The 23,554-nt window shown below is 70.7% G+C and carries 21 protein-coding genes; 10 read left to right on the forward strand and 11 right to left on the reverse strand.

What is annotated here, in order from left to right; all coding sequences use genetic code 11:
• The first annotated feature begins 11 nt into the window (after positions 1 to 11).
• Positions 12 to 758: a DNA repair protein RecO gene (gene recO, locus G3I60_RS15200; protein ID WP_138353201.1), complete on the forward strand. Its 747-nt coding sequence runs from the start codon at positions 12 to 14 to the stop codon at positions 756 to 758.
• 63 nt (positions 759 to 821) lie between these two features.
• A complete protein-coding gene (locus G3I60_RS15205) occupies positions 822 to 1,652 on the forward strand; it encodes an isoprenyl transferase (RefSeq protein WP_138353202.1) in 831 nt (276 codons plus the stop codon).
• Between the two features lie 98 nt (positions 1,653 to 1,750).
• Here G3I60_RS15205 and G3I60_RS15210 read toward each other — a convergent pair whose 3' ends face one another.
• From G3I60_RS15210 to G3I60_RS15225, 4 genes are all read right to left on the reverse strand, one after another.
• Positions 1,751 to 2,176 carry a Fur family transcriptional regulator gene (locus G3I60_RS15210; RefSeq protein WP_138353203.1) on the reverse strand — a complete coding sequence of 142 codons (426 nt, stop codon included), beginning with the start codon at positions 2,174 to 2,176 and terminating at the stop codon, positions 1,751 to 1,753.
• A gap of 74 nt (positions 2,177 to 2,250) precedes the next feature.
• The gene (locus tag G3I60_RS15215; RefSeq protein WP_138353204.1) at positions 2,251 to 3,144 is read right to left on the reverse strand and encodes a metal ABC transporter permease; all 894 of its coding nucleotides are present in this window, start codon (positions 3,142 to 3,144) and stop codon (positions 2,251 to 2,253) included.
• Positions 3,144 to 3,929, reverse strand: a complete 786-nt coding sequence (locus tag G3I60_RS15220; protein ID WP_138353258.1) for a metal ABC transporter ATP-binding protein — start codon at positions 3,927 to 3,929, stop codon at positions 3,144 to 3,146. Before G3I60_RS15220 ends, G3I60_RS15215 begins: the two co-directional genes overlap by 1 nt.
• Before the next feature lie 50 nt (positions 3,930 to 3,979).
• Entirely contained in the window at positions 3,980 to 4,945 is a 966-nt protein-coding gene (locus G3I60_RS15225; protein ID WP_164294006.1) for a metal ABC transporter substrate-binding protein, read from the reverse strand.
• Between the two features lie 141 nt (positions 4,946 to 5,086).
• Between G3I60_RS15225 and G3I60_RS15230 the strand changes: the two genes are divergently transcribed.
• Positions 5,087 to 6,469 carry a glycine--tRNA ligase gene (locus G3I60_RS15230; RefSeq protein WP_138353206.1) on the forward strand — a complete coding sequence of 461 codons (1,383 nt, stop codon included), beginning with the start codon at positions 5,087 to 5,089 and terminating at the stop codon, positions 6,467 to 6,469.
• A 103-nt stretch (positions 6,470 to 6,572) separates the two neighbouring features.
• On the opposite strand, the gene G3I60_RS15235 is transcribed toward G3I60_RS15230, so the two are convergent.
• Complete coding sequence (locus G3I60_RS15235) at positions 6,573 to 7,064, reverse strand: hypothetical protein (protein WP_164607205.1); 492 nt, start codon at positions 7,062 to 7,064, stop codon at positions 6,573 to 6,575.
• Between the two features lie 169 nt (positions 7,065 to 7,233).
• On the opposite strand from G3I60_RS15235, the gene G3I60_RS15240 reads away from it, so the two are divergent.
• The 3 genes from G3I60_RS15240 (at position 7,234) to G3I60_RS15250 (ending at position 9,964) form a co-directional block, all read left to right on the forward strand.
• Positions 7,234 to 8,478 (forward strand): sensor histidine kinase, encoded by a 1,245-nt coding sequence (locus G3I60_RS15240; protein ID WP_164294008.1) that lies wholly within the window; start codon positions 7,234 to 7,236, stop codon positions 8,476 to 8,478.
• Positions 8,466 to 9,110: a response regulator transcription factor gene (locus tag G3I60_RS15245; RefSeq protein WP_164294009.1), complete on the forward strand. Its 645-nt coding sequence runs from the start codon at positions 8,466 to 8,468 to the stop codon at positions 9,108 to 9,110. Before G3I60_RS15240 ends, G3I60_RS15245 begins: the two co-directional genes overlap by 13 nt.
• Before the next feature lie 71 nt (positions 9,111 to 9,181).
• Entirely contained in the window at positions 9,182 to 9,964 is a 783-nt protein-coding gene (locus G3I60_RS15250; RefSeq protein WP_164294010.1) for a DUF4097 family beta strand repeat-containing protein, read from the forward strand.
• Here G3I60_RS15250 and G3I60_RS15255 read toward each other — a convergent pair.
• The 3 genes from G3I60_RS15255 to G3I60_RS15265 all read right to left on the reverse strand — a co-directional run bounded on the left by G3I60_RS15255 (position 9,925) and on the right by G3I60_RS15265 (position 13,564).
• The gene (locus G3I60_RS15255) at positions 9,925 to 10,557 is read right to left on the reverse strand and encodes a TetR family transcriptional regulator (protein ID WP_164294011.1); all 633 of its coding nucleotides are present in this window, start codon (positions 10,555 to 10,557) and stop codon (positions 9,925 to 9,927) included. The genes G3I60_RS15250 and G3I60_RS15255 overlap by 40 nt on opposite strands.
• A 440-nt stretch (positions 10,558 to 10,997) precedes the next feature.
• Positions 10,998 to 12,008: an aldo/keto reductase gene (locus tag G3I60_RS15260; RefSeq protein WP_138353212.1), complete on the reverse strand. Its 1,011-nt coding sequence runs from the start codon at positions 12,006 to 12,008 to the stop codon at positions 10,998 to 11,000.
• A gap of 74 nt (positions 12,009 to 12,082) precedes the next feature.
• On the reverse strand, positions 12,083 to 13,564 hold the full coding sequence (locus tag G3I60_RS15265) for an MFS transporter (RefSeq protein WP_232485032.1): 1,482 nt from the start codon (positions 13,562 to 13,564) through the stop codon (positions 12,083 to 12,085).
• A 110-nt stretch (positions 13,565 to 13,674) separates the two neighbouring features.
• On the opposite strand from G3I60_RS15265, the gene G3I60_RS15270 reads away from it, so the two are divergent.
• Positions 13,675 to 14,586 carry a helix-turn-helix transcriptional regulator gene (locus G3I60_RS15270; RefSeq protein WP_164294013.1) on the forward strand — a complete coding sequence of 304 codons (912 nt, stop codon included), beginning with the start codon at positions 13,675 to 13,677 and terminating at the stop codon, positions 14,584 to 14,586.
• Here G3I60_RS15270 and G3I60_RS15275 read toward each other — a convergent pair whose 3' ends face one another.
• Positions 14,587 to 16,011 carry an MFS transporter gene (locus G3I60_RS15275; RefSeq protein WP_164294014.1) on the reverse strand — a complete coding sequence of 475 codons (1,425 nt, stop codon included), beginning with the start codon at positions 16,009 to 16,011 and terminating at the stop codon, positions 14,587 to 14,589. It lies immediately after the preceding gene.
• Positions 16,012 to 16,115: 104 nt separating this feature from the next.
• Here G3I60_RS15275 and dusB point away from each other — a divergent pair, with 104 nt between their 5' ends.
• Together dusB and ppdK are read left to right on the forward strand one after the other, a co-directional pair.
• Positions 16,116 to 17,258, forward strand: a complete 1,143-nt coding sequence (dusB, locus tag G3I60_RS15280) for a tRNA dihydrouridine synthase DusB (RefSeq protein ID WP_138353216.1) — start codon at positions 16,116 to 16,118, stop codon at positions 17,256 to 17,258.
• 440 nt (positions 17,259 to 17,698) lie between these two features.
• Positions 17,699 to 20,410: a pyruvate, phosphate dikinase gene (gene ppdK / locus G3I60_RS15285; RefSeq protein WP_138353217.1), complete on the forward strand. Its 2,712-nt coding sequence runs from the start codon at positions 17,699 to 17,701 to the stop codon at positions 20,408 to 20,410.
• A 75-nt stretch (positions 20,411 to 20,485) separates the two neighbouring features.
• Here ppdK and G3I60_RS15290 read toward each other — a convergent pair whose 3' ends face one another.
• Positions 20,486 to 21,538 (reverse strand): LPXTG cell wall anchor domain-containing protein, encoded by a 1,053-nt coding sequence (locus tag G3I60_RS15290; RefSeq protein WP_164294015.1) that lies wholly within the window; start codon positions 21,536 to 21,538, stop codon positions 20,486 to 20,488.
• A gap of 212 nt (positions 21,539 to 21,750) precedes the next feature.
• Here G3I60_RS15290 and G3I60_RS15295 point away from each other — a divergent pair, with 212 nt between their 5' ends.
• Positions 21,751 to 22,563, forward strand: a complete 813-nt coding sequence (locus G3I60_RS15295; RefSeq protein WP_187144872.1) for an HAD family hydrolase — start codon at positions 21,751 to 21,753, stop codon at positions 22,561 to 22,563.
• A gap of 49 nt (positions 22,564 to 22,612) precedes the next feature.
• On the opposite strand, the gene G3I60_RS15300 is transcribed toward G3I60_RS15295, so the two are convergent.
• A complete protein-coding gene (locus tag G3I60_RS15300) occupies positions 22,613 to 23,527 on the reverse strand; it encodes an oxidoreductase (protein ID WP_138353219.1) in 915 nt (304 codons plus the stop codon).
• Positions 23,528 to 23,554 lie beyond the last annotated feature (27 nt).

A 23,554-nucleotide genomic window follows, 5' to 3' on the forward strand; every position in this document is an offset into this window, starting at 1 on the left:
CAATGGGCCGTATGAGTCTGTTCCGCGACGACGGCATCGTGCTGCGCACCCAGAAGCTGGGTGAGGCGGACCGGATCATCACGCTGCTCACCCGCAGACACGGGCGGGTGCGGGCGGTGGCCCGTGGGGTCCGCCGCACGAAATCGAAGTTCGGGGCGCGGCTGGAACCGTTCAGCCATGTCGACGTGCAGTTGTTCGCGCGGGGCGGGGAACTGGTCGGACGCGGGCTGCCGTTGTGCACACAGGGTGAGACGATCGCTCCGTACGGTAGCGCCATCGCGGCCGACTACGACCGCTACACCGCCGGCACGGCGATGCTGGAGACGGCGGAACGGTTCACCGACCACGAGGGCGAACCGGCCGTCCAGCAGTACCTGCTCCTCGTCGGCGCGCTGCGCACCCTGGCGGCGGGCGAGCACCAGCCACGGCTGATCCTCGACGCGTTCCTGCTGCGCTCACTGGCCGTGAACGGCTATGCGCCCAGCTTCGACAACTGTGCCAAATGCGGTATGGACGGGCCGAATCGGTTCTTTTCGGTAGGGGCGGGAGGAGTCGTCTGCGCCGAGTGCCGTGTGCCGGGAAGCGTCGTACCCTCACGGGAGTCCCTGGAACTGCTCGGCGCGCTGCTGGGCGGGGACTGGGAGACGGCGGACGCCTGCGAGCCGCACTTCTGCCGGGAGGGCAGCGGGCTGGTCGCGGCGTATCTGCAGTGGCACCTGGAGCGTGGGCTGCGGTCGCTGAAGTTCGTCGAGAAGTAGCGCGCGGCAGCGCGCGGTGGACCGAGCAGTACGCAGTACCGAGATGTAGGAGAGGCAACGCGCATGGCACGTCGCGGGATTCTGGGCCGTTCCCGACCGGAGTACCGGACTCCGGACCCGCACCCGTCCGGTGCGGTGCCCCCGAAGATCCCGGGGGAGCTGGTGCCGCAGCACGTCGCCATCGTCATGGACGGCAACGGCCGCTGGGCGAAGGAGCGCGGCCTGCCGCGCACCGAGGGCCACAAGGTCGGCGAGTCCGTCGTCCTCGACGTCCTCAAGGGCAGCATCGAGCTGGGCGTCAAGAACCTCTCCCTGTACGCCTTCTCGACCGAGAACTGGAAGCGCTCGCCCGACGAGGTGCGCTTCCTGATGAACTTCAACCGGGACGTCATCCGCCGCCGCCGCGACGAGATGGACGAGCTCGGCATCCGCATCCGCTGGGTGGGCCGGATGCCCAAGCTGTGGAAGTCCGTCGTCCAGGAGCTCCAGGTCGCCCAGGAGCAGACGAAGGACAACGACGCCATGACGCTGTACTTCTGCGTCAACTACGGCGGCCGAGCGGAGATCGCGGACGCGGCCGCCGCCATGGCGGCGGACGTGAAGGCCGGCAAGCTCGACCCCTCCAAGGTCAACGAGAAGACCTTCGCGAAGTACCTGTACTACCCGGACATGCCGGACGTGGACCTCTTCATCCGCCCCTCCGGCGAGCAGCGCACCTCCAACTTCCTGCTCTGGCAGACCGCCTACGCCGAGATGGTCTTCCAGGACGTCCTGTGGCCCGACTTCGACCGCCGCGACCTCTGGCGCGCCTGCCACGAATTCGCCTCCCGCGACCGCCGCTTCGGCGGCGCCCTCCCGAACGACCTCGTCCCGGACGCCGATAAGCGCGGCTGAGCAGGGCGTGCGTCGCGGCTGAGCACGAAAGCCGATGGTCCGCCGCCTACCCGCGGCGGACCATCGGCTTTGCTATGACGTGCGGGACCGCGCAGCGGTCAGGCGTCCTTCGGGGGAGCCGCGGTGGCGCACTCGGCGCAGGTGCCGAAGATCTCCACCGTGTGGGCGACGTTGACGAAGCCGTGGTCGGTGGCGATGGCCTCGGCCCACTTCTCGACGGCCGGGCCCTCGACCTCGACGGCCTTGCCGCACATGCGGCAGACGAGGTGGTGGTGGTGGCCGTCGGAGCAGCGGCGGTAGACGGACTCGCCGTCGTCCGTGCGCAGCACGTCGACCTCGCCGGCGTCGGCGAGGGACTGCAGCGTGCGGTAGACGGTGGTGAGGCCGACGGAGTCGCCGCGGTGCTTGAGAAGGTCGTGGAGGTCCTGGGCGCTGCGGAATTCCTCGACCTCGTCGAGCGCGGCGGCGACGGCAGCGCGCTGCCGGGTCGATCGGCCCTGCACGGGGGGCTTGGTGGTCGTCACCGACGCCTCCTTCTCGGTCGTCACCGTCACCGTCCAGATGTCCGGTCGGTCGTCATTGTGTCAGGCCACAGGGCCTAAACCCGAACGTCGTCCTGGGGGACGCGCGCGGCGGGTACCTCCAGGGTGCACCGTTCCGCGGCGGCAGCGGAACCTCGGGCCCGTTTTCTTGCGAGCGGACCGGCGAGCAGGGCCAGGGCGATGAAGATGGCGATGGCCAGCAGAACGATCGTCGGTCCCGACGGAACGTCCACGTAGAACGACGTGACGGCTCCGGAGAGCGACACCGTCACACCGATGAGGACGGCCAGGGCGAACGTCATCGCGAAGCTGCGGGAGAGCTGCTGGGCCGCGGCGACCGGGACAACCATGAGGGCGCTGACGAGCAGCAGGCCGACGACGCGCATCGCGACGGTGACGGTGACGGCGGCGGTGACCGCCACGAGCAGGTTCAGCAGCCGGACCGGCAGCCCCGTGACGCGGGCGAACTCCTCGTCCTGGCAGATCGCGAAGAGCTGCCGGCGCAGCCCGACTGTGACGAGCACCACGAACGCGGCGAGCACGCAGATGGTCGTGACGTCCTGCGGCGAGACGGTGTTGAGCGAGCCGAAGAGGTACGTGACGAGGTTCGCGTTGGAGCCCGTGTCGGACATGCTCATCAGCATCACGCCGCCGGCCATGCCGCCGTAGAACAGCATCGCTAGAGCGATGTCGCCGTGCGTCTTGCCGTACCAGCGGATCAGCTCGATGGCGACGGAGCCGACGACGGCCACGGCGGTGGCCATCCAGATCGGGCTGGCGTTGAGCAGGAAGCCCAGGCCGACGCCGGTCATCGCGACATGGCCGATGCCGTCGCCCATCAGCGCCTGGCGGCGCTGGACGAGGTAGATGCCGATGGCGGGGGCGGTGATGCCGACCAGGACGGCCGCGATCAGGGCCCGCTGCATGAAGGCGTAGTCGAGGATGTCCATCAGCTCAGCAGCCCCGTCCTGATCGGTTCGGCGTCGTGTGCGGCGTGCGGGTGCACATGGTCGTGGCCGGGCAGCGCGTGCTGGCCGACGGCGCGCGGCGGCGGTCCGTCGTGGACGACGCAGCCGTCCCGCAGCACCACCGCGCGGTCGATCAGCGGCTCCAGCGGCCCGAGCTCGTGCAGGACGAGCAGCACGGTGGCGCCGCCCGCGACCTGCTCGCGCAGGGTGCCGGCCAGGATCTCCTGGCTGGCCACGTCCACGCCCGCCATCGGCTCGTCCATGATCAGCAGTTCGGGCTCCACGGCCAGCGCGCGGGCGATGAGCACCCGCTGGTGCTGCCCGCCGGACAGCGCGTTGACGGAGTCCCTGGCGCGGTCGGCCATACCGACCAGCTCCAGCGCCCGGTCGACCGCCGCGCGGTCGGCCCGGCCGAGCGGCCGCAGCCGGGTACGGGCCAGCCGGCCGGCGGAGACGACCTCGCGGACGGTCGCCGGCACGCCGCTCGCGGCGGTGGTGCGCTGCGGGACGTAGCCGATCCTGGCCCAGTCGCGGAAGCGCTTGAGCGGGGTGCCGAACAGCTCGAGACGGCCCTCGCTGAGCGGCACCTGGCCGACGACGGCGCGGACCGCCGTCGACTTGCCGGAGCCGTTGGCACCGAGCAGCGCGACGACCTCTCCGCGGCCGACCGCCAGGTCCACCCCGCGCAGTACGGGCCGGGATCCGAGCGAGGCCGTCGCCCCGCGCAGGGATATGACCGGGACCGGCTCCCTGTCCGCCTCCGTCATGCCTGCCTCCTTCACCAGGTGCTCCGTCATCTGCTCGGTCATCGCGTCCTTCACTTGCTGCCGAGTGCCGTCTGCAGAGCCTTGAGGTTGCTCTGCTGGACCTCGAAGTAGTCGGTGCCCTTGGACTTGTCGGTGATGCCCTCGAGGGGGTCCAGTACATCGGTCTTCAGCTTCAGGTCGCCGGCCAGGGTCTTGGCGGTGGCGTTGCTGGCGAGCGTCTCGAAGAAGACCGTCGAGACGTGGTGCTTCGCGGAGAGCTGCTGCAGGGCCTTGATGCGGGCGCCGCTGGGCTCGGCCTCGGGGTCGATGCCGCCGATGGCCTCCTCGACCAGGCCGTAGCGCTCGGCGAGGTAGCCGAAGGCCGCGTGGGTGGTGATGAAGGTGTCGGAGGCGCGGTTCTTGAGACCGTCCTTGAACTGGTTGTTCAGCGCGTCCAACTTCTTGACCAGCACGTCCGTGTTCTTCTGGTACGTGGCGGCGTTGTCCGGGTCGGCCTTGGCGAGCGTGGTGTTGACGCCCTTGGCGACCTCGGCGTACTTCACCGGGTCGAGCCAGATGTGCGGGTCGGCGCCGGCCTCGCCCTCGCCGGAGTGGTTGTCGCCGGTGGTGTGCGCATGGCCGTCGACCTCGGTGCCGTGCTCCTCGAGCGTGGTCAGCGAGGCGGCGTCGGCGGTGTTCTTCACCCCGGACTGCTTGACGGCCTCGTCGACGGCGGGCTGCAGGCCCTTGAGGTAGACGATCACGTCGGCCTTGCCGAGGGCGGCGGTCTGCCGCGGGGTGAGCTCCAGATCGTGCGGCTCGACGCCCGGCTTGGTGAGCGCCGTCACGGCGACATGGTCGCCGCCGATCTCCTTCGCCAGGAATTCCATGGGGTAGAAGGACGCCGTGACCTTCAATTTTCCGCTGCTCCCCGCGCCGTCCGCGGCGTCCGAAGCCGAGCAGGCACTCAGTGTGAGCAGGCCCAGGGCGGCGGTTCCGGCGACGGCGGCGGGTATCAGACGGTGGCGTTTGTTCATGACACTCATTTTCATCTGAAGTGGAAACGATTGTCAATTGCCCTCGATCCCTGGAGTTCCGCCGGAACCGATTTGATATGGGGACAGGGCCCGCCGGTAACCTGGGGCAACTGACCGCTTCGTCGTACTGAAGAGAGCACCGTGGCCGCCGACAAGATCGACACCATCGTCAGCCTGAGCAAGCGCCGAGGCTTCGTATTCCCGTGCAGTGAGATCTACGGCGGCTCGCGGGCCGCCTGGGACTACGGGCCGCTCGGCGTCGAGCTCAAGGAGAACATCAAGCGCCAGTGGTGGCGCTCCATGGTCACCTCGCGCGACGACGTTGTCGGACTCGACTCGTCGGTCATCCTGGCGCGCGAGGTCTGGGAGGCGTCCGGCCACGTCGCGACGTTCTCGGACCCGCTGACCGAGTGCACCTCCTGCCACAAGCGCTACCGCGCGGATCACCTGGAGGAGGCGTACGAGTCCAAGCACGGCCGTCCGCCGGCCAACGGTCTCGCCGACATCAACTGCCCGAACTGCGGCAACAAGGGCGCCTTCACGGAGCCCAAGCAGTTCTCCGGCATGCTGCAGACACACCTCGGCCCGACCCAGGACGCGGGCTCCGTCGCGTACCTGCGGCCGGAGACCGCCCAGGGCATCTTCACCAACTTCGCCCAGGTGCAGACGACCTCGCGCAAGAAGCCGCCGTTCGGTATCGCCCAGACCGGCAAGAGCTTCCGCAACGAGATCACGCCCGGCAACTTCATCTTCAGGACCCGTGAGTTCGAGCAGATGGAGATGGAGTTCTTCGTCAAGCCGGGCGAGGACGAGCAGTGGCACGAGTACTGGATGGAGCAGCGCTGGAACTGGTACACCGGCCTGGGCCTCAACCCGGACAACATGCGCTGGTTCGAGCACGCCAAGGAGAAGCTGTCCCACTACTCGAAGCGCACCACTGACATCGAGTACCGCTTCAACTTCGGCGGCAACGAGTTCTCCGAGCTGGAGGGTGTGGCCAACCGCACCGACTTCGACCTCAAGGCGCACTCCGAGGCCTCCGGCCAGGACCTCTCGTACTTCGACCAGGAGGCCGGCGAGCGCTGGTTCCCGTACGTCATCGAGCCGGCGGCGGGCGTGAACCGCGCCATGCTCGCCTTCATGCTCGACGCGTACAACGAGGACGAGGCGCCCAACGCCAAGGGCGTCATGGAGAAGCGCACGGTCATGCGCCTCGACCCGCGCCTGGCGCCGGTCAAGGTCGCCGTCCTGCCGCTGTCCCGCAACCCGCAGCTCTCGCCGAAGGCCAAGGGCCTGGCGACCGACCTGCGGAAGAACTGGAACATCGAGTTCGACGACGCGGGTGCCATCGGCCGCCGCTACCGTCGTCAGGACGAGATCGGTACGCCGTTCTGCGTCACTGTCGACTTCGACACCCTCGACGACAACGCGGTGACGGTGCGCGAGCGCGACACCATGAAGCAGGAGCGCGTGTCGCTGGACCAGATCCAGTCGTACCTGGGTGGCCGACTGCTCGGCTGCTAGGGCGGGTTGTACAACGTTCGCCGCAAACGCCGGCGGGGCTGGAATTTCCAGCCCCGCCGGCGTTTGCGTTTGCGCGTGCGGACGCATGAACTGAGCCCCAGCGTCAGCTGGGGGAGTTCGTGCGTGCGGACGCCCGTACGGCCAGTGCCGCGCACAGCGCGGCCAGCGGCAGTTCGAGGCAGGCCGCCATCAGGAGCGCGGATGCGATATCTGCTCCAGGGGCGGCCGTCGTGACGTCGAACCAGGCGTCGACGACCAGCAGCATCGCGGTGGCGGCCGCCGCGAGACCGTGGCGGTGGTCGCGGCGGCGCAGGAGCAGGCCGGTGCCGATGAGGCCGACGGCCTCCAGGGCGTCCAGGCCCACCCAGGCGGTCGACCAGTGGGACGCCTGCGCGGTGTCCGGGAGCGAGGTCGCGAGGATGAACAGCCAGGGGACCAGGGCCAGTCCGAGCGCGATCAGGACGTAGCCGAGCGGTCTGGGGCGGCGCGGCTCCGGCTCCGGGACGGCGTACAACTCGATGATCTCGGCGCCGGTGCTGCCGTGCACGGTGGCGGTCGGACGGATCCGGGTGGCCGGCATCTCCAGGACGGACATGGTGGTGAACTCCTTCCGGACCCGGCGGTCGGGTACGGGAACCAGCCTCGTCGCCGGACCCGCGCAGGTCAGTAACGCCCGGGACCGACCTGTGGTGGTGCTGGCCATACCCCGAGAGCGGACCCCTACGGGATGCACACCGCCCCACCTGGGGCTCTACGGTGAGCTCATGGCATCAACAGGGCCGCTGCGGCGTGCACTCCAGCAGGCCGCCGCATACGCCCCGTGGTCGGCCTGGGCATGGCGGAACACGGCGTTCGTCACGGCGGGCGTGCCGCTGGCCGGGGTGAGCGCGCTGCTGATCTTCGACCTCGTGACGGACTGGCGGTCGGTGATCCTGCTGCCCGCGCTGCCCCTGGTGTGCGGCCCGCTGACGATGCTGCAGCGCAGCCGGTTCTGGTCGCTGCTGGGGCTGACCGTCCCCCGGGTGCCGCGGGCGAGCCCCTGGTACACCCCGCGCGGCGCCTGGCGGTGGCTGCGCTCGGAGGCGACCTGGCGGCAGTTGGGCTACCACCTGCTGGCCGCCCCGCTGGCGGCGGCCGGAGCGGTGCTCGTCGTCTGCTCCTGGGTCGCGGGGATCTTCGGCGCGCTGGTCTTCTCCTGGGTGTGGGCGCTGCCGGTCGAGGACCGGCTGCCCGGCTGGACCGAGCGGTACACGCTCGTCACCGCCGCCGGGGTCGTCCTGCTGCTCGTGGCGCCCTTCCTGGCCGCCGCCGTCACCCGGCTCGACACCTCGGCCGCCGCCGCGCTGCTGGGGCCCAACCGGGCCGGGGAACTGCGGCGCCGCGTCGAGGACCTCGCCGAGAGCCGGGCGGGAGTGGTGGACGCCGCGGACGCCGAACGCCGCCGGATCGAACGCGATCTGCACGACGGCGCGCAGCAGCGGCTGGTCTCCCTCGCGATGAACCTCGGCCTGGCCCGCGCCACCCTCAAGGACCTGCCGCCCGAGGCGCGCCGGGTGATCGACGAGGCGCACCGCGAGGCGAAGGAAGCCATCGAGGAACTCAGCAACCTGGTGCGCGGGCTGCATCCGGCCGTCCTGGACGACCGGGGCCTGGACGCGGCACTGTCGGGTGTCGCCGCGCGGGCGCCGCTGCCCGTCCATCTGAAGGTGGACATGGAGCGGCGGGCGTCGCCCACCGTGGAGGCCGTCGCGTACTTCGTGGTCTCCGAGGCGCTCGCGAACGTCGCCAAGCACGCCCGCGCGGAGCGGGTGGACGTCGAGGTGCGGTGGCGCGGGGACGTGCTGCGGGTGACCGTCACCGACGACGGGATCGGCGGCGCGGACGTGGCGGGCGGTACCGGCCTGGCCGGGCTCGCGCAGCGCGTCGGCTCCGTCGACGGATCCATCGGAATCAGCAGCCCCGCCGGGGGCCCGACCATCATCACTGTGGAGTTGCCGTGCGGGCTGTAATCGCCGAGGACTCGGTCCTGTTGCGCATCGGACTGGTCAAGGTCCTGGAGACCGCGGGCTTCGAGGTCGCCGCCGAAGTGGGCGACGCCGAGGCCCTGCTGACGGCCGTCGACGAGCACCGGCCGCAACTGGCCCTGGTGGACGTCAGGATGCCGCCCGGCTTCTCCGACGAGGGCGTACGGGCCGCCCTGATGATCCGCCGGCAGTGGCCGGACACCGCGGTCCTGCTGCTCTCCCAGTTCGTCGAGGAACGGTACGCGGCCGACCTGCTGTCGTCCCACGGCGGCGGTATCGGCTATCTGCTCAAGCAACGCGTCGCGGACGTCGAGGAGTTCATCGACGCCCTGCGCCGCGTCGCGAACGGCGGCACCGCGCTCGACCCGCAGGTCGTCGCGCAGCTTCTGCTGCGCCGCAACTCCGACCCGCTGGAGCGGCTGACGCCGCGCGAGCGCGAAGTGCTCTCGCTGATGGCGGAGGGGCGCTCCAACGCGGGCATCGCCGAGCAACTGGTGGTCAGCGAGAGCGCGGTCGCCAAGCACATTAACAACATCTTCGCGAAACTCGATCTGCCGGTGGCGGACGGGGATCACCGGCGGGTGCTTGCTGTGCTGCGGTTCCTGGAGGGGGCGTGACGGTCCCGGAGGGGAGCCCTTCGAATCCCCGGAAGCCCCGCAAGCATCGTGCGGCTTGGTTGGTGGTCGCGGTGATCAGCGCGCTGTTCATCGTGTCGCCGATGGCCGTGGAGACCTGGGCGTACTTCGGCGGGCACCGGCCCGGACCGACGGAGTCGCTCGAGGTCCCGCCCGGGGGAGGGCGGGTCCAGCGGTTGCAGGTGGACGCGGGCAACGCGTCGGTGACGGTGCGGCCCGGTCCTGCCGGTCAGGTGCGGGTCCGCCAGACGCTGATCTGGTCGACGACGAAGCCGCAAGTCAGGAAGGTGTGGGACGGCAGCGTGCTGAAGGTGCAGGCGGAGTGCCCCGGCTGGTGGTCGCTGACCGGCCTGGACTGCTCGGTGAAGCTGGAGTTCGACGTCCCGCCGGAGATCGAGATCCAGGTCGTGGGCACCTCGGGATCCACGGACGTGCGCGGCACCACCGGCCGCCTGGACCTGACGAGCACCTCAGGGTCCACGACCCTGACCGACGTCGGCGGCACCATCTGGGCCCGCACCGGATCGGGCGCGCTCGAGGGCACCGGGCTCTCCTCCCGGACGGCGGACGTGGGGGCGAACTCCGGTTCGCTGGACCTGGCGTTCACCACGGCCCCGGACAAGGTGACGGCGAAGGTGGGCTCGGGCGCCGTGACGATCGGCGTCCCGCCGGGTTCCCACTACCAGGTGGTCGGGCGCAGCGGGAGCGGGTCGCGGGAGTATGCGGCGGGGCTGGAGGAGAGCACGTCGCCGCGGATCATCGACGCGACGGCGGGGTCGGGGTCGGTGGATGTCGACTATGTGGGTGGGGTACCGGAGGTTCCGGGAGCGTCCTGAGGGCGAAGCCCGTTCAGTAGGAGGTCGCAGACCGCGTCGAAGGCGGTATCGATGCCGGGCTGCGACCACTCGGCCGCGTACACCGGGTCGTGGAAGCGGCCGGTGGCGTCCCAGATGGCGCGGGCGATGGTGGAGGGGTCGGTGGACTCGGGGAGGAAGAATTCGCCGTGTGCGAGGCCGCCGCTGACGATGGTTGAGAGTTGGCCCACGAGGTCCTCGACGTGCTGGGCGACCACGGCGCTGGCCTCGCTCGCGAGCGCCAGGTACGTCGCGAACAGCTCCGGGTCGCCGCCGGCCTTGCGGCGCTTCGCCGCGAACAGCTCCGTCAGCCACTGGCGCAGCCGTTCGGGCGCGGGGTGCGGGGCGGTCGTGATGGCGGCGAGCGTGGCGTGCGACTGGTCCAGCCAGCGCTGGGTGACGGCCTCGCGGAGGGCGGCCTTGCTGGCGAAGTGCCGGTAGACGGTCCCGTGACTGACGCCCAGGGCCCGCGCGACGTCCACGACGGTGGCCTTGGCGGGGCCGTAGCGGCGGAGCACGTCCTCGGTGGCTTCGAGGATGCGGTCGGTGGTGAGCGTCCGGGGCGGGGGCGGCATGGGGGGCCTTTCGGTACGGGGTGCTACGTCCCCAGTGTGGGGGGTGCGGGGACCGGGCCCTCCGGGGGAGGGGTCCGAAATCGTATATTTACGATCCCCCAACCTTCGGCCGGGGGTGCCCCCAGCGGCTCACAAATACACGGCAGCATTTCTGACCCCTCCCCCTGCGGCCCCGTCCCCCTCACGTCACAACAGGTCCGTCCGGCCCGGCGCCCGAAGTCCGCCGCAGGCGACCTCGCCGGTAGGCGAACCAGGGCGGGAGGGTGGGCACAGCCCGCCGCAGTGCAGCGGTGCGGCAGGGGACCGACGTACCTGCACCCGCCGGACGCCAGTCCACCCCTGCCGGTAGGCGAAAGGGCGGGAGGGTGGGCATTGCCCGCCGCAGGCGTGATGGTGCTGTGGGGGTTGATGTACCCGCACCCCCGCCGGAGGCGGGCGGGCTACTTCTCGCTGTCGAGGTGGGCCATCTGTGCCTGCGGGTAGCGCGCGCCCGCTGCCGCTCCCGCAGGGACCGCGGCCTCGATGGCCGCGAGGTCGGCCGCGTCGAAGGTGACGTCGAGGGCGCCGAGCGCCTCGGTGAGGCGGTCGCGGCGGCGCGCGCCGACGAGGGGGACGATGTCGGGGCCCTGTGCCAGCACCCAGCCGATCGCGGCCTGCGCGACGGTGACGCCCTTGGCCCCGGCGATCTTGCGGAGCGCCTCGACGAGGTCGAGGTTGCGGTCCAGGTTGTCGCCGGAGAAGCGCGGGCTCATGCCGCGGAAGTCGCCGGTGGCGCTGCTCCGGGCGGAGCGCTCGCGGGTCCAGTGGCCGCTGAGCAGTCCTCGGGAGAGGACGCCGTAGGCCGTGACGCCGATGCCCAGTTCGCGGGCGGTCGGCAGGATGTCGGCCTCGATGCCGCGGGAGAAGAGCGAGTACTCGATCTGCAGGTCGGAGATCGGGGCGGTGGCCGCGGCCCGGCGCAGGGCGTCCGCGCCGACCTCGGAGAGGCCGATGTGGCGGACGTGGCCTGCCTGGACCTGGTCGGCGATGGCGCCGACGGTCTCCTCGATCGGTACGTCGGGGTCGACGCGGGCGATCCGGTAGATGTCGATGTGGTCGGTGCCGAGGCGGTTGAGGGAGTAGGCGAGGAAGTTCTTCACGGCGGCGGGCCGGCCGTCGTAGCCGGACCAGCCGCCGTCGATGTCGCGCAGCGCGCCGAACTTGACGCTGATGACGGCCTGGTCGCGGCCCTGGGAGCTGCTGCGCAGGGCGTCACGGATGAGGAGTTCGTTGTGGCCCATGCCGTAGAAGTCACCGGTGTCGATGAGGGTGACGCCGGCGTCGAGTGCGGCGTGGATCGTGGCGGTCGACTCGGCGTCGTCACTGACGCCGTAGAGGGCCGACATGCCCATGGCGCCGAGGCCGAGGGCGGAGACGGAGGGGCCGGTGGTTCCGAGGGTGCGCTTCAGCACGGGGTGCTCCTTGGACGAGGGGGTGACTGAAGCATGGCATATGGAGTGACAGATTTCAATATTTGTCATTCAGTTTAGGAGACATGGCGCGGGAGTCGCAGGCTGAGCAGGATCGTCAGGGCGATCGCGCCGAGCTGCACGAGCAGGGTGATGACCAGGGCGTTCCGCATGCCGGCCGACGGGATCAGGGCGAGGAAGAGGGTGCCGAGCGTTGCCACGCCGAGGGCGAGGGCGGACTGCTGGGTGGTGACCATGACGCCGCTGCCGACGCCCGCGCGCTCGGCGGGCACCTCCGCGAGGACGATGCGGAAGAGCACCGGGAGCTGCAGGCCCTGGCCGAAGCCGGCCACCGCCATGCCCGGGGCGAGGGAGAGGCCGTTCAGGTGCCGCCAGTCGTGCAGGGCCGCGGCGACCAGGAGGAGGAGGCCGAGTGCCTGGATCAGGCCGCCGACCGTGACCACCCGGCTGCCGTACCGCGCGACCAGGCGCGGGCCCATCAGGGAGGCGGCGAAGAACGTGACGGCGAGCGGCGCCATCGCCATGCCGGCCGCGACCGGGCCGAAGGCCAGGCCCTGCTGCAGGGCCACCGCCATCACCAGCATGAAGCCGCCGAAGCCGATGGAGAACGGGACGACGAGCGGCAGTCCGCGCCGGATGCCGGGCAGTTGGAAGAGGCTCGGCGGCACCAGCGGGGTGCGGCCCTGCCGGTCCGCGCGGCGTTCGACCGCGTAGAAGGCGCAGGCCGCGAACGGGAAGGCGGCGAGCGAGATCCAGGTCCACAGCGGCCAGCCGGAGGCGCGGCCCTCGGTCAGCGGCGCCAGCAGCGTCACCAGGGAGACGGCCAGCAGGACGGTGCCCGGGACGTCGATCGGGGTGGGGCGCTCGGAGCGGGTCTCGGGGATGGTGCGGGCCGCCAGGACCAGGCCGATCAGGGCGACCGGCACGTTCACCAGGAACACCGCGCGCCATCCGGTGCCCGCGATGTCGGCGGCCACCAGGACGCCGCCGAGGATCTGCCCGGCGACCATCGACAGGCCGGCCGTGGCGCCGTACAGGCTGAGCGCGCGGGCGCGCCGCGGTCCTGCGGTGGAGGACTGGATGGTGGCGAGCACCTGGGGGAGCATCAGCGCGGCCGCGGCGCCCTGCGCCACCCGGGCGCCGACCAGCGTCCAGGCGTCCGGCGCGAGGCCGCAGGCCAGCGAGGTCAGGCCGAAGGCGGCCATCCCGGCGAGGAAGAGCCGGCGGCGGCCGAACATGTCGCCGAGCCGCCCGCCGAGCACCAGGAGCACGGCGTACGCGGTGCCGTAGCCGGCCACCACCAGCTCCAGCAGGGCCGGTCCGGCGGCGAGGTCGCGGTCGATGGTCGGCAGCGCGACGTTGACGATGAAGAAGTCGATCAGCGGCAGGGCCGCGCCGAGCAGCACGGTGAACAGGCCGAGTGCGGTCAGTACAGGACCGGCCGGAGCGGCGGGGCCCGTGGTGGCCGGGGGAGTGCCGATGCGCGTCACCCGGGGCAGGACCAGGGCGCGGGAGGGGAGGACGGGAGTACGTTCCATGGGGGTCACGTGAGCAACCATGCGCCGGTTTTCAGGGTGGTACCAGAGAGCGTTTATCCAGGTATAAGAACCACCACGCAACTGGCTCCGCGATCCGGCATGCTGGAAGCATGCCTACGACGACGCCCCCCGCGCAGCACGAGTCGGACGCCGACATCAAGCGGCGCGAGCTCGCCTCGTTCCTGCGCAGCCGCCGCGAGCGCATCGCTCCCGAGCAGGTCGGACTGCCGGCGGGGCGGCGGCGCCGCACGCCCGGGCTGCGCCGCGAGGAGGTCGCGGGGCTCGCCGCGGTCGGCGTCACCTGGTACACGTGGCTGGAGCAGGCCCGGGACATCCAGGTGTCCGCGCAGGTCGCGGACGCGATCGCCCGCGCCCTGATGCTCGATCCGAACGAGCGCGTGCACCTGTTCACCCTCGCCGGGGTCGCCGACCCCAGCCCCTTCGCCGACTGCCCCGGCATGTCGGACCAGATCCGTCTGATGCTGGAGCAGCTGGAACCGCTGCCCGCCTTCGTCGCCAACAGCCGGCACGACGTGATCGCGTACAACCGCACCTACGGGCGGCTGGTCGACGATCTGGACGCGCGGCCCTTCGAGGACCGCAACATCATGTGGCTCGCCTTCACCGACCCGGCCTGGCGCGAGGCGCTGATCGACCGGGAAGAGGTGATCCGGCTGATGGCCGCCAAATTCCGGTCGGCGATGGCCGAGCACCTGGCGGAGCCGGCCTGGAAGTCGCTCCTCAAGCGCCTCCAGCAGGCGTCACCGGAGTTCTGCGAGGCGTGGGACCGCCATGAGGTGCTCCAGCCGGACAACCGCTCCAAGCGCTATCTGAACCCGCAGGTCGGGCTGCTCACCTTCGACTTCACCCATCTGTGGCTCGGCCCGCGCTCCGGGCCGCGGCTCGTGACGTACACCCCGGCGGACGACGTGACGCGTACCCGGCTGCAGCGGCTGTACGAGCTGTGCGGCCCTGCCGCGAGTGACGCGCGGCCCGTTCTCGCGTCGGCGGGCCGGTCGTAGTCAGGAGTTCGTGACCGCTTCGGTCCCGACGGTCAGGGGCGCCGGTTCCCGGAACCGCGCCGCGGCCCGTTCCGCGGTCCCGGCGGCCCAGCGGCCGGTGGTCAGCGTGCCGAGGAGCAGGACGACGGCGCCGCAGCCCGCGATGATCCACCAGGCGGTGGTGTGCAGCCCGGCGGCGATGGCGGCGCCGATCACGGCGACCCCGAGCGACTGCCCGACCTGGCGGCTGGTGGAGGCGACGGCGGCGGCCACCCCGGCCTGCGAGCGCGGCATCCCGGACACGGCGGTGTTGGTGATCGGCGCGTTGACCAGCCCGAACCCGATGCCGAAGAGGACGTACGAGGTGAACAGCAGTGTGTTGGAGGACTCGGCGTCCAGGGCCGCGAACATCGCACCGCTGATCGTCATCGCCGTACCCGCGAGCACCAGCGACAGCCGTGGCCCCCGGTTGCCGACCAGCCGCCCGGACAGCGGGGCGAAGACCAGGCACATGACGGCCATCGGCAGCATGTAGAGCCCGGCGTCGAGGGCGGAGAGACCGCGGGTGTTCTGCAGGTACAGGGTGTTGAGGAAGAGGAAGCCGCCGAGCGCCGCGAACGCGCTCACCGCTATGACCGTCGCGCCACTGAAGGGCGCGCTGCGGAAGAAGCCGAGCTCGATCAGCGGGTCCACGCGGCGCCGCTCGTAGCTGAGCAGCCCGGCGAGCGAGCCGATGGCGACCGCCAGGCAGCCGAGGATCAGCGCCGACGTCCAGCCCGCGTCCGGCGCCTCGATGATCGCGTACGTCAGGGAGCCGAGCAGGGCGATGACGAACAGCTGGCCGACCGGGTCCACCCGGCGCGGCTTGGGGGCGCGCGACTCGGGCACGTAGCGGGCGGTCAGGGCCAGCGCGAGCAGTCCGACCGGGAGGTTGATCCAGAAGATGGAACGCCAGCCGACGGTCTGCACGAGCAGTCCGCCGAGCACCGGGCCCGCCGCCATGCTGACGCCGACGACGCCGCCCCACACCCCGATCGCGCGGGCGCGCTCCCGGGGGTCGGTGAAGGTGTTGGTGATGATCGACATCGCGACGGGGTTGAGCATCGAGCCGCCGACCGCCTGCACCATCCGGAAGACGACCAGCCAGTTGAGGCTGGGCGCCAGGCTGCAGAGCACCGAGCCCGCGGTGAAGAGCACCAGACCGGTCTGGAAGACCCGGCGGCGGCCGATCCGGTCGGCCGTCGAGCCGGCCAGCATCAGCAGCGAGGCCAGCACCAGCGTGTACGCGTCGATCGTCCACTGCAGACCGGAGACCGAGGCGTGCAGTTCCTTCTGCAGGGAGGGCAGCGCCACATTGAGGATGGTGTTGTCGAGGCTGACCATGAGCAGGCTCATGCAGCAGATCGCCAGCACGAGCATGCGGCGCCGGGGGCTCAGTTCCGGCACTTGGGCCTCCTGGGATCGGCCGTTCTCCGCCCTCGTGGCCAAGGGCACACATATACGTGAACGGTACATCGAAATCCCCGTCCGGCGTACGCGACAATGGGGCCATGACCGCTGACGCCACCATGCCACTTCAGATCGGCCCGCACACGGTGTGGCCGCCCGTGGTGCTCGCCCCCATGGCCGGCATCACCAACGCGCCCTTCCGCACGCTGTGCCGTGAGTTCTCCGGCGGCAAGGGGTTGTTCGTCAGCGAGATGATCACCACCCGCGCCCTCGTCGAGCGGGACTCCAAGACGCTGCGGCTGATCCGCTTCGACGCGACCGAGAAGCCGCGCTCCATCCAGCTCTACGGCGTCGACCCGGTGACCGTCGGCAAGGCCGTCCGCATGATCGCGGACGAGGGCCTGGCCGACCACATCGACCTCAACTTCGGCTGCCCGGTCCCCAAGGTGACCCGCAAGGGCGGCGGCTCGGCCCTCCCGTACAAGCGGAACCTGCTGCGCTCCATCCTGCGCGAGGCGGTCGGCAACGCGGGCGACCTGCCGGTCACCATCAAGATGCGCAAGGGCATCGACGACGACCACCTGACGTACCTCGACGCGGGCCGGATCGCGGTCGAGGAGGGCGTCACCGCGGTCGCCCTGCACGGCCGCACCGCCGCACAGCACTACGGCGGCACCGCCGACTGGGACGCCATCGCCCGCCTCAAGGAGCACGTCCCGGAGATCCCGGTGCTCGGCAACGGCGACATCTGGCGCGCCGACGACGCGCTGCGCATGATGCGCGAGACCGGCGCCGACGGCGTCGTGGTCGGCCGCGGCTGCCTCGGCCGCCCCTGGATCTTCGGCGACCTGGTCAGCGCCATGGAGGGCGGGGACGCGCAGGCCCGGCCGACCTTCAAGGAGGTCGCCGTCGTCATGCGGCGGCACGCCGAGCTGCTCGGCGAGTGGATCGGCGACGAGGAGCGCGGAGTGATCGACTTCCGCAAGCACGTCGCCTGGTACACCAAGGGCTTCTCGGTCGGCTCCCAGCTGCGCCGCAGCCTCGCCGTCTCCTCCTCCCTCGCCGAGCTGGACGAGCACCTGGCCGCCGTGGACCTCGACCAGCCCTGGCCCGAGAGCGCCGAGGGCCCGCGCGGCCGCACCGCGGGCAACAACCGCGTCGTCCTCCCGGACGGCTGGCTGAACGACCCGTACGACTGCGCCGCCGTCAGCCCGGAAGCCGAACTGGACACGTCGGGCGGCTGACGTCCTCGCTCGCTGTCCTCGCTGTCCTCGGACGTCCGAAAGGTGAGATGGGGCGTCCAGCGGGGCCTCCGGGACCGCGTGATTCACGCCACGTTTGATGGGGGTTGCGCTCAGATGAGCGCGGAGACATGACTGCATCTCTCCAAAGGATGGCACTCAGTGCCATCCTGGCTTCTCCACTTGATCAACGATTTCTCACGCAGGGTGATCTCTGATGGGTGATCGCACCACGCTGCGCGGTCGTCGATTCGACAAGTGAACGGAATCCGGTGTGGATCACCGGGGCGCGTTACTTTCGATCTAGTGGCAGACGGGTGGTTACGGCCGTCTGATGTGGTGATGGACGTGCTGCAAAGCCTTGGGAATGGGTACGCTCCCCGCCGTCAGGGCATCCCTCCCCCAGACCCTGTCCGGGGGGACCTCACGAGGAGTCGAGTCCCGTGTCGGAACAGGTATCGCAGAAGTTCGTCTACGACTTCACTGAGGGCAACAAGGAACTCAAGGACCTGCTCGGCGGAAAAGGTGCGAACCTCGCCGAGATGACCAACCTCGGTCTGCCCGTCCCTCCGGGCTTCGTCATCACGACCGAGGCGTGCAAGGTCTACCTGGACTCCGGCCACGAACCGGCGGAGCTCCGCGACGAGGTGAGTGCGCACCTCGACGCCCTCGAGCAGAAGATGGGCAAGAAGCTCGGGCAGCCGGACAACCCGCTGCTGGTGTCCGTGCGGTCCGGGGCCAAGTTCTCCATGCCCGGCATGATGGACACCGTCCTGAACATCGGCATGTCCGACGCCTCGGTGGCCGGGCTCGCCGCCCAGGCCGGGGACGAGCGCTTCGCGTGGGACTCCTACCGCCGGCTGCTGCAGATGTTCGGCAAGACCGTCATGGGCGTGGACGGTGAGCTCTTCGAGGAGGCCCTCGAGGAGATCAAGCGCGCCAAGGGCGCCGAGAGCGACCTCGGGCTCGACGCGGCCGACCTCCAGCAGCTCGTGGAGGAGTTCAAGGGCATCGTGCTCAAGGAGACGGGCCGCGAGTTCCCGCAGGAGCCGCGTGAGCAGATGGACCTCGCCGTGCGCGCGGTCTTCGACTCGTGGAACACCGACCGCGCCAAGCTCTACCGCCGCCAGGAGCGCATCCCCGGCGACCTCGGCACGGCCGTCAACATCTGCTCCATGGTCTTCGGCAACCTCGGCCCCGACTCGGGCACCGGCGTCGCCTTCACCCGTGACCCGGCCACCGGCCACCAGGGCGTCTACGGCGACTACCTGCAGAACGCGCAGGGCGAGGACGTCGTCGCGGGTATCCGCAACACCGTGCCGCTCGCCGATCTCGAAGGCCTCGACAAGGCGTCGTACGACCAGCTCATGCAGATCATGACGACGCTCGAAACGCACTACAAGGACCTGTGCGACATCGAGTTCACCATCGAGCGCGGCCATCTGTGGATGCTGCAGACCCGCGTCGGCAAGCGCACGGCGGCGGCCGCCTTCCGGATCGCCACCCAGCTCGTCGACCAGGGCCTGATCGACGAGGCCGAGGCGCTGCAGCGGGTCAACGGAGCGCAGCTCGCGCAGCTGATGTTCCCGCGCTTCGAGGAGGACTCGAAGGTCACGCGGCTCGGCTGGGGCATCGCCGCCTCGCCCGGCGCGGCCGTCGGCAAGGCCGTCTTCGACTCGTACACCGCCGTCAAGTGGTCGCGGTCCGGCGAGAAGGTCATCCTGATCCGCCGCGAGACCAACCCGGACGACCTCAACGGCATGATCGCCGCCGAGGGGATCCTGACCTCACGCGGCGGCAAGACCTCGCACGCCGCCGTCGTCGCCCGCGGCATGGGCAAGACCTGTGTGTGCGGCGCCGAGGAGCTGGAGGTCGACACCAAGCGGCGCCGGATGACCGCGCCGGGCGGGATCGTCATCGAGGAGGGCGACGTCGTCTCCATCGACGGCTCCTCCGGCAAGGTCTACCTCGGTGAGGTGCCGGTCGTCCCGTCCCCGGTCGTCGAGTACTTCGAGGGCCGGATGCACGCGGGCGCCGACGACGCCGACGAACTCGTTCAGGCCGTGCACCGGATCATGGCCTACGCCGACCGGGTCCGCCGGCTGCGGGTACGGGCCAACGCCGACAACGCCGAGGACGCCAACCGCGCGCGGCGCTTCGGCGCCCAGGGCATCGGCCTGTGCCGTACCGAGCACATGTTCCTCGGCGAGCGGCGCGAGCTGGTCGAGCGGCTGATCCTCGCCGACACCGACAGCGAGCGCGACGAGGCACTGGGTGCCTTGCTGCCGCTGCAGAAGGCCGACTTCATCGAGCTCTTCGAGGCGATGGACGGCCTGCCGGTGACGGTCCGGCTCCTCGACCCGCCGCTGCACGAGTTCCTGCCCGACATCACCGAGCTGTCGGTGCGGGTGGCGCTCGCGGAGTCCCGCAAGGACGCCAACGAGAACGATCTGCGCCTGCTGCAGGCCGTCCACAAGCTCCACGAGCAGAACCCGATGCTCGGCCTGCGCGGTGTCCGGCTCGGCCTCGTCATCCCCGGTCTGTTCTCGATGCAGGTACGGGCGATCGCCGAAGCGGCCGCGCACCGCAAGAACATGAAGGGCGATCCGCGTCCGGAGATCATGATTCCGCTCGTGGGCACCGTCCAGGAGCTGGAGATCGTCCGCGAGGAGGCCGAGAAGGTCATCGCCGAGGTGGAGGCCGCCACCGGCATAAACCTCAAGCTGACGCTCGGCACGATGATCGAACTGCCGCGTGCCGCGCTGACCGCGGGCCAGATCGCCGAGGCCGCGGAGTTCTTCTCCTTCGGCACGAACGACCTGACCCAGACGGTGTGGGGCTTCTCCCGCGACGACGTGGAGGCCTCGTTCTTCACCGCGTACCTGGAGAAGGGCATCTTCGGCGTCTCCCCGTTCGAGACCATCGACCGGGACGGCGTCGGCGCCCTCATCCGCTCCGCCTGTGAAGCCGGCCGCGCGGCGCGCCCCGGCCTCAAGCTCGGCGTCTGCGGCGAGCACGGCGGCGACCCCGAGTCCGTCCACTTCTTCCACGAGGTCGGACTCGACTACGTCTCCTGCTCCCCGTTCCGCATCCCGGTGGCCCGCCTCGAAGCGGGCCGCGCGGCGGCGGACCCGTCCGGCAACGACAGCCGGTGACCCCGTAGAACCATCTCCACCCTCACCGGGGGCGGCGTCTCGTGCGGAGACGCCGCCCCCCTTTTTTCCCTGGTGTCAGTGGTTGCGGCGCCGACGGCGAGAGGTCAGCAGGAGGCCGCCGCCGACCACGGCGGCTGCTCCGGCCGCGGTGAGCGCGGACCCGGTGCCGGCCCCTCCGGTGTCCGCGAGATGGTCGCCGGGCGCCGTGGTGGGTACCGAGGTGGGCTTGGCGCCGCCGGTGGCCGGGGACGTGGGCTTGCCGGTCGGCTGCGCCGCCTTGTCGGCGACCTTGACCACCAGCGTGGTCGTGTTGTCGTTGATGTCCGGCTCCGTCGCCGGGAATTCGGAGCTGACGCGGGCCTCCCGGCGCTGCTCCTTACCGAGTGCCGCGGGGTAGACCTTGAAGCGGAAGGTGTAGGTGATCGTTCCGCCGGGCGGCACCGGTGTGGTGGGTCGGCACAACAGGCCGTTTCCCTCGGTGGCGATGCCGCAGGTCTTGTCCCACTTCCCGTAGTACTCCATCTGCCTCGGGTAGTCGCCCGGGCCGCTGGTGAGGATGAACGGGAGGTCTGCCTCCTGGCCGTGATTGGTGACGACCAGCCGTGTGGTCACCGGTGTGCTGCCGGGCTGCACCGGGGTGGTGGGGCCGGTCCACTTGACGCTCCAGTCCGCGCCCGGCTTGACCAGCACCTCCTGTCGAGCGGTGTTGTCCTCCGGATGCGTGTCGACCGCGTCGCCGATGTCGGCCGTCGCCGTGATCGTCAGCCTGGTGCCGACCGGTACATCGTCCGCGACCTGGACGGTCAGACTCTGGCTATCAGGGCGACAGGCGATCTCCCGCTTGTTCGCCGACGTGGGCTCGCACGTACGTTCCACCACGGGAACGTACGTCATGCCCTCCGGCAGGTGCACCAAGCCGCGGAACGTGCTCAGTGTGCCCGACTTCAGGTGCGTGAGGAGATAGAAGTGGAACTGCCGGCCGGGAGCCACCTGCGGGTGGAGGAACTGCATCTGGACGTCGGCGTCCACCGGGCCGGCATCCGCCTGCGCCTCGGCCACCGGACCGGCCGCCAGCAGCAGCCCCGCGAGTCCCAATCCGGCCAGAATCGCCCTTGTGTGCCGTCCCATCGGTGTCCCCTTCGCCCCGTGAGCCACAGAGCCGAAATGGCCATGTGTTCACTGCAAGACACCTGATGGCCATGGGAAGTTGTACGGGGCGCACCCTTCCCGTGGTCCCAGGAGCCCGTTCTCCCTCGTCGCCCCCCGTCGTTTCACCCCACGCCGCCCTGCCTCCACCTTTCGTCTCCACCCTTTTCCGGCGTATCTGCCATGATCCGAACATGACTGCTTCTCCCTCCCGAACCCCTCCCCGGCTGGTGGCCACCGACCTCGACGGCACGCTGCTGCGCAGCGACGGAACGGTCTCGGAGCGGACCCGGCGGGCGCTGCGGTCGGTGGCGGCCGCGGGCGCCGAGGTCGTCTTCGTGACGGCGCGGCCGCCGCGTTACGTGGACGGCATCGCCGAGGGCGCCGGGCACGAGGGGACCGCGATCTGCTGCAACGGCGCGATCGTCTACGACGTCCCCGGCCGGCAGTTCCTCGACGCACGGCTGATGCCGAACCCCGTCGCGCGCAAGGCGGCGGAGGCGCTCGTCGCGGTGCTGCCCGGCTCGACGCTCGCCCTGGAGACCGGCCACCGCCTCATCAGCGAGCGGGACTTCGGGAAGAAGGACTTCCAGGAGGTGATCGTGGAGACCGCCGCCGAGCTGTGGGAGTCGGACGAGGACATCGTCAAGCTCCTCGTGCACTCGTCGCGGCACCACGCGGACCGGATGATGACCGCGGCGCACGACGCGGCGCTCACCGGCGTCGAGGTCACGCACTCCGGCGGCTCCGGCATGCTGGAGATCAGCTCGCCCGGTGTCACCAAGGCCGGCACGCTCGCCCTGTGGTGCGCGGCCCGCGGGATCGGCGCCTCCGAGGTGGTCTCCTTCGGCGACATGCCGAACGACCTGTCCACCCTGACCTGGGCAGGAGCCGGCTACGCGATGAGCAACGCGCACCCGGACGTCCTGGCCGCGGCGCCGCTGCGGGCCGCCACGAACGATGAGGACGGGGTGGCGCGGGTGCTGGAGGAGCTCTACGGCGGGTAGCACCCGCGCGCGGCGGTACGCGTTCCCCCGGCGCGTCCGCTCCCGGGCCTCAGAACTTGTACGTCACACCCGTCAGCTGCTCGGACGCCGTCCACAGCATCTCGCCCGCGCGGTCGTCCTTCGTCCAGGAGGCGCGCCAGGAGCGGCTGGGCGCGCCACGCCAGCCCTGCAGGCGGGGGCCGGTGAACGAATCGGGGGCCACGTCCGGTGCGGTGGCCGCGTAGAGCGTCGGCAGCGCGCCCGCCGCGGCCGACTGGCCGATGATCCGGTTGCCGATCCCGATGACGCGCTCGGCGCGCCTGCGGCCCTCCAGTTTGGCGCCCGCCGTCTGGAGATTCGTTTCGGCGTAGCCGGGGTGCGCGGCGGCGGCCACGATGTCCGCGCCCGTCGTCCCCAACTGCCGCGCCAACTCGTGGATGAACAGCAGATTGGCGCTCTTGGAGCGGCCGTACGCGATCCAGCGGCGGTAGCGGCGCTCGCTGTTCAGGTCGCCGAGATCCACGTTGGCGATCGCGTGCATCCCGCTGGAGACGCTGACGACCCGGGCCCCGGGTGTCGCGAGCAGCTTCGGCAGCAGCAGGCCCGTCAGGGCGAAGTGACCGAGGTGGTTGACGCCGAACTGCGTCTCGAACCCGTCGGCGGTCTGCGTGTACGGCAGGGCCATCACCCCCGCGTTGTTCACCAGCAGATCCAGCCGGTCGCCCGCGAACTCCTCCGCGAAGGCCCGCACCGACCCCAGGTCCCCCAGGTCCAGCCGCTGGAACACGGCCCGCGCCTCCGGCACCTCGGCCACCAACCGGTCCGCCGCCGCCTGCCCGCGCTCCTCGCTGCGGCACGCCAGGACGACCAGCGCCCCGCGCCGCGCCAGTTCCTTCGCGGCGCAGTACCCGATGCCGCTGTTGGCCCCGGTCACCACGGCGGTGCGTCCGGTCTGGTCGGGGATGTCGTTCGCAGTCCAGCCCATGTGACCGGTTCTCCTCGTGTCGCTGGC

The sequence above is a fragment of the Streptomyces sp. SID13666 genome (assembly GCF_010548325.1).
Taxonomy (GTDB): Bacteria; Actinomycetota; Actinomycetes; order Streptomycetales; family Streptomycetaceae; genus Actinacidiphila; species Actinacidiphila fildesensis.

Bases quoted from the DNA above. Each gene is read 5' to 3' on its own strand.
- recO (WP_138353201.1), top strand. From the start codon at position 12: ATGAGTCTGTTCCGCGACGACGGCATCGTGCTGCGCACCCAGAAGCTG.
- G3I60_RS15205 (WP_138353202.1), top strand. From the start codon at position 822: ATGGCACGTCGCGGGATTCTGGGCCGTTCCCGACCGGAGTACCGGACT.
- G3I60_RS15215 (WP_138353204.1), bottom strand. From the start codon at position 3,144: ATGGACATCCTCGACTACGCCTTCATGCAGCGGGCCCTGATCGCGGCC.
- G3I60_RS15220 (WP_138353258.1), bottom strand. From the start codon at position 3,929: ATGACGGAGGCGGACAGGGAGCCGGTCCCGGTCATATCCCTGCGCGGG.
- G3I60_RS15225 (WP_164294006.1), bottom strand. From the start codon at position 4,945: ATGAACAAACGCCACCGTCTGATACCCGCCGCCGTCGCCGGAACCGCC.
- G3I60_RS15235 (WP_164607205.1), bottom strand. From the start codon at position 7,064: ATGTCCGTCCTGGAGATGCCGGCCACCCGGATCCGTCCGACCGCCACC.
- G3I60_RS15240 (WP_164294008.1), top strand. From the start codon at position 7,234: ATGGCATCAACAGGGCCGCTGCGGCGTGCACTCCAGCAGGCCGCCGCA.
- G3I60_RS15255 (WP_164294011.1), bottom strand. From the start codon at position 10,557: ATGCCGCCCCCGCCCCGGACGCTCACCACCGACCGCATCCTCGAAGCC.
- G3I60_RS15265 (WP_232485032.1), bottom strand. From the start codon at position 13,564: ATGGAACGTACTCCCGTCCTCCCCTCCCGCGCCCTGGTCCTGCCCCGG.
- G3I60_RS15270 (WP_164294013.1), top strand. From the start codon at position 13,675: ATGCCTACGACGACGCCCCCCGCGCAGCACGAGTCGGACGCCGACATC.
- dusB (WP_138353216.1), top strand. From the start codon at position 16,116: ATGACCGCTGACGCCACCATGCCACTTCAGATCGGCCCGCACACGGTG.
- G3I60_RS15290 (WP_164294015.1), bottom strand. From the start codon at position 21,538: ATGGGACGGCACACAAGGGCGATTCTGGCCGGATTGGGACTCGCGGGG.
- G3I60_RS15295 (WP_187144872.1), top strand. From the start codon at position 21,751: ATGACTGCTTCTCCCTCCCGAACCCCTCCCCGGCTGGTGGCCACCGAC.
- G3I60_RS15300 (WP_138353219.1), bottom strand. From the start codon at position 23,527: ATGGGCTGGACTGCGAACGACATCCCCGACCAGACCGGACGCACCGCC.